The sequence below is a fragment of the Massilia sp. P2_C2 genome (genome assembly GCF_056404615.1).
The window spans coordinates 1-3890 of sequence record NZ_JBFUDR010000439.1 but is presented as its reverse complement, the minus strand read 5'-3'; the positions used below and the strand labels follow the sequence as shown (position 1 = coordinate 3890).

Here is a 3890-nt window from a genome sequence, read left to right as displayed (position 1 = left end):
GGATAAATCCGGGCGAAAGATAGGAACTCATCATGACATTATATTTATACGATGCGATTCCGAAATCGAATATCACTTCGTCGGTGCCAGGATAAGCAACGATCCGAGCGAGCGTGTCAGCATGCAACTCTAGAAATTTGACTGCGTCAGCTACTTGCAGATTGAATTCATCCAAGTCCGCGTCACTAACGATAACGTTAGCGCCTGAATTTGCATGAAATTTCCCTTTCAGAAGCCGTGGCCCTCCTTTTTTCCAGATTTCTGATCCAGGTAACGCATGCTGAGCCAGCATTTTCGTTACATCGAGGTCGACTCCAGAAATCCTAAGTATGCAACTCATGAATTGAACTCCACGACAAGACGGTCTTTAAAACCAGTTACGCCACGCGGTAGAGGACAATAACACCGCCTTTGCCGTTAGCTATGGGGTAACTTCGATACTGGAGCTTGTTCCAGTAGAGCGCTCTGCCCCGTGGAGCCTACCGTTTGAGCGGTTTGCGCAGCCAGAACCACCAGGTACCGAACAACACAAGACTATACATGGCCAACAGGCGATAGACACCGTTTTGGTCCTCGGACAGCCTGTACGGTTCCTCGTTCGTCTGGTTGACTATGACGGTTTTCGGTTCACTCAACATCGATGGAAAAAGAATATACACGCGTTCTCGATATACCGAACTTGCCACTCCCCGATCGGAAGTCGTCGAACGCGACCTGTAGCTGGCACCGACCATGATCGCCACCTGGCCTTGGTATCGCAAAAGTGCCTGATCCGCAGCAGGCCAGCGAACGAGATAGCCATACAATGGCGAGAGGAGGCAGGCCAGCAGGGCAAGAGGTAGCGAGATCTTCACTATCCATCTTAGCAAACCTGGATATTTTCCGAGCAATGTCGCCATAAATTATTTCAAATCCTCCAGTGGAAATTTTCCATAGTGCCGTTTTAATCCGTTATGCTTTTTCAGCAGCCAGTTTCCAGGCTGTCGCTTGTTTAAAGAACATCTCGAATTCGCTATCCGAGCCAAATGAACGACGCGGTATTACATAGGACGAGTATTTATTGATGCGCACAAGTATATAGCTCCCCAGTCTCTCAACAGACTGAATTCCCGCCCAGGTATATCTGGAATCGTTAAACTCGGTGGTCTCTTGCAACTGGGAAGGCGAGAGCGAAAATTCGTGGGTGCCAAGCACGCCACTATTCTTTTCAAGCCCCCACAGCACTCGTGCCAAATTGGCAACAAGGCCACCGAGTAATGCGCCCAATGCAGCAAGGACAGATACTAGCAGCCCCCATATCACAGTCATCGCAGAAACAGGTAATTTCATCATGAAAAAACAAAAGTTACGCCGCCAACCATCCCCAGAAAATACCAATTCGAGCGTACTCTCGGCAGAGCAAGAAGGCTGACCAGGAAAATGTCTCGGCGGTTGATCTTAACTGAAACATGCATTTAGCGTGAATTTCGTAGTTGTTGGTGATTCGCCTACTGGAGCTTGTTCCAATAAGGTCCGAGGTAGATGAAGCCGAGCACGTACCTCATGAAGACGGGCCGTAGCGGGATCAGAACGCTGAAGTCCGCGCCGTGTGCACCTTGAGTTCCAACTCATCGGCTTTCTTGTGCAAAGAGTTACCAAGCTGGCAAGACTGCAAGTACCATTCGACATACATACCATTATTTTTTATGTGCAGCATGACATAAATGCCTGTCGAGTGAGATCGCACAATATTTATTGTCTTCCTTCCCAACATATAAGTGCGCCCTTCGCCATCCGGACCTAACGATTTGCTCATTTTCGACTTACGAATGTCCAGCCCAAGCGTTTCGAGCATTTCCTTGTCTGTCCAGGCGGATGAGAGTGCGATATGGTACGGCTTGCCATTGGAATTCGTGCCTTCTGCTGAGCAGTTCTCCGTCGCTCCGGCACCGCTAACGAGGCATGAAAAAGCAAGAAAAGTGTATGCAATCGGCCGTGATCGTTTCATAGTGAGTCTATTCGTTGTCAGCCTTAGGCAATAGTATTAACGTTTCGCCTGCTCTACGCGGTTATCAATTTCCGTCGAGATTTTTTCAAAGTACCCGCGCCCACGTTCCGCCTCGACTCCGTCAACAATCGCTCCATTGAAACTTTCCCGAAACCGTTCGAAATCCCCATTGTAGACGTCACCGGTTATTACCCATTCGATCCCAAGTTTTGCGTATTCACGCTCACGCCGTAAATCCTGAGCGCTGGGCGGTGCGCCAGGTACAAGTAACGCTGGAGTCTTGTTTGCGATGCAAAGCCTTGCAAGTAATGGCCCGCTTTTCCTGTCGTGTACGTCCGATCCTCCAGCAAGAGCCAGTTCAGAACAGGAAGCCCGTGCTTCACGGTCGCGAAATTCCGTAAGCTCGACGCAGGCAATCCTTTCGTTGAAACTTGCCGGCGCTTTTGACCAGCATTCAGCCGCATCAGCACGTCTTTCAACGCCCAGCAGACCTGATCTCGACGCCTCTGCCAGAGACAGCATTGCACTTCGACGACCAGCAACGGCGGCACGGTACAAGTAGCGCATCCCTTCAGGACGGGGATTCCGTATCCGCTTCAGTGCATGCCTGTGTGGTCCAAGCAGCAGGTTCGCAAGAAGTTCCTGCTTCTCGCCATCCCCCTGTATGGCGCCGCCCCACCAAGCCATATATGCCTCGGTATAACGTCTTGCCTCGTAGTGCTGGCGTCCTTCGTCCAGGGCCTTGTCCGCTCTGGCGTTAAGGCAGGCGATCAGCAGCGTTAGCCCAACAATAGGTTTCAACATCCGTCGATCCTCAATCAGATTCGCATGCCTATCCAGATCACCGCTTCAGTTGCAGCAGAAATCACGAAACCGATCATCCGATCAATAACGCCTGCATGACGAACGCGCGCTACGGACTGGTCATAATGATGCTGTTCGTCGCTCAATATAGCCGAGATGGCGGCAGTGGCATCGGGATCAGTGATGCCGATTTCCAGGAGTTGCTGCCGCAAATGTCGGAGTACCACACGCTCTACCGCCACGGTAGCGGTTGCAATGGATCGGACGCCCATCAGACCCGTGAGACATCCGAGCACGTAGCCCCCGAGACCACACAACCAATAGCTGCGGCACCTTGGCAGTCCTCYTCGCTTCAGCTCCTTGGCAAAAACGGATCGATGCCGCTCTTCGTGGGCTTTGAACTCGGCCAGTTCAGGCAACAGGAAGCGTGCTCGCAGCCGTGCCACAGCGATCTGTCCAGCGTATATATTCACCGCACCATGTTCACCCGCATGGTTCACCTTGATGATCCGCCCCGCATCGACGGCTGAAGCCCGTGCACTATTCATAGGGCCCCGTCACTGAGGGCTTTCAGAAGTGGAAACATCACGCGATCGTAGGCGATATGAACGCGATCCCTGGTAGATCGCCAGCATAACAGAAGTGCAATGAAGAGAGTCCCGGGTAGCAGAGCCTTTAACCACATCAGGAACGATTTGAGCCGATGAGCACGGTGCCATTCATCGCCGGGAAAAAGCCAACCCAGGCCGCTCAGCGCTAACCAGACGGCGAGCGACTGCGGTTCTCAACAGGCGTTCGCGGGCAGCCCAGCACATGTTGAATATTTGCAAACAGCAATATACCCAGATTCCCGGTTCAGGAATCAATGAGTTACCGATTTATGCAGCAAGACTCTTTGGATTTAACAAACCCGATTTGTGGATGACCATCGACTATGCAGAGTAAATAGATTGCGACTTTTTTGATAAATGTATTTACTTCGGGCCGGGCAAATTGCTACTATTTCCCACAGTCAACTTTCTATTTCTCAACTCTTGCCTAAACCTATGAACATCTCCTCACATAAATCGTTACTCGCAGCCGGCGTGGCAGCCATGCT

General features: G+C 51.2%; 6 protein-coding genes. All 6 read right to left on the bottom strand.

All coding sequences use genetic code 11. The features are described 5' to 3' along the window. Positions 1–340 (bottom strand): hypothetical protein (locus tag AC1DYX_RS28940; protein ID WP_477265335.1); only part of this gene is annotated, 340 nt, incomplete at its 3' end. Between the two features lie 139 nt (positions 341–479). Continuing rightward, positions 480–899, bottom strand: coding sequence for a hypothetical protein (locus AC1DYX_RS28935; protein ID WP_477265333.1), 420 nt, complete (start codon positions 897–899; stop codon positions 480–482). 52 nt (positions 900–951) lie between these two features. Continuing rightward, positions 952–1332 (bottom strand): YcxB family protein, encoded by a 381-nt coding sequence (locus AC1DYX_RS28930; RefSeq protein ID WP_477265331.1) that lies wholly within the window; start codon positions 1330–1332, stop codon positions 952–954. Between the two features lie 232 nt (positions 1333–1564). Then, entirely contained in the window at positions 1565–1987 is a 423-nt protein-coding gene (locus AC1DYX_RS28925; RefSeq protein WP_477265329.1) for a hypothetical protein, read from the bottom strand. 36 nt (positions 1988–2023) lie between these two features. Continuing rightward, the gene (locus tag AC1DYX_RS28920; protein ID WP_477265327.1) at positions 2024–2791 is read right to left on the bottom strand and encodes a hypothetical protein; all 768 of its coding nucleotides are present in this window, start codon (positions 2789–2791) and stop codon (positions 2024–2026) included. Positions 2792–2805: 14 nt separating this feature from the next. After that, positions 2806–3339 (bottom strand): demethoxyubiquinone hydroxylase family protein, encoded by a 534-nt coding sequence (locus tag AC1DYX_RS28915; RefSeq protein WP_477265325.1) that lies wholly within the window; start codon positions 3337–3339, stop codon positions 2806–2808. Positions 3340–3890: the final 551 nt, after the last annotated feature.

Bases quoted from the DNA above. Each gene is read 5' to 3' on its own strand.
- AC1DYX_RS28935 (WP_477265333.1), bottom strand. From the start codon at position 899: ATGGCGACATTGCTCGGAAAATATCCAGGTTTGCTAAGATGGATAGTG.
- AC1DYX_RS28930 (WP_477265331.1), bottom strand. From the start codon at position 1,332: ATGATGAAATTACCTGTTTCTGCGATGACTGTGATATGGGGGCTGCTA.
- AC1DYX_RS28925 (WP_477265329.1), bottom strand. From the start codon at position 1,987: ATGAAACGATCACGGCCGATTGCATACACTTTTCTTGCTTTTTCATGC.
- AC1DYX_RS28920 (WP_477265327.1), bottom strand. From the start codon at position 2,791: ATGTTGAAACCTATTGTTGGGCTAACGCTGCTGATCGCCTGCCTTAAC.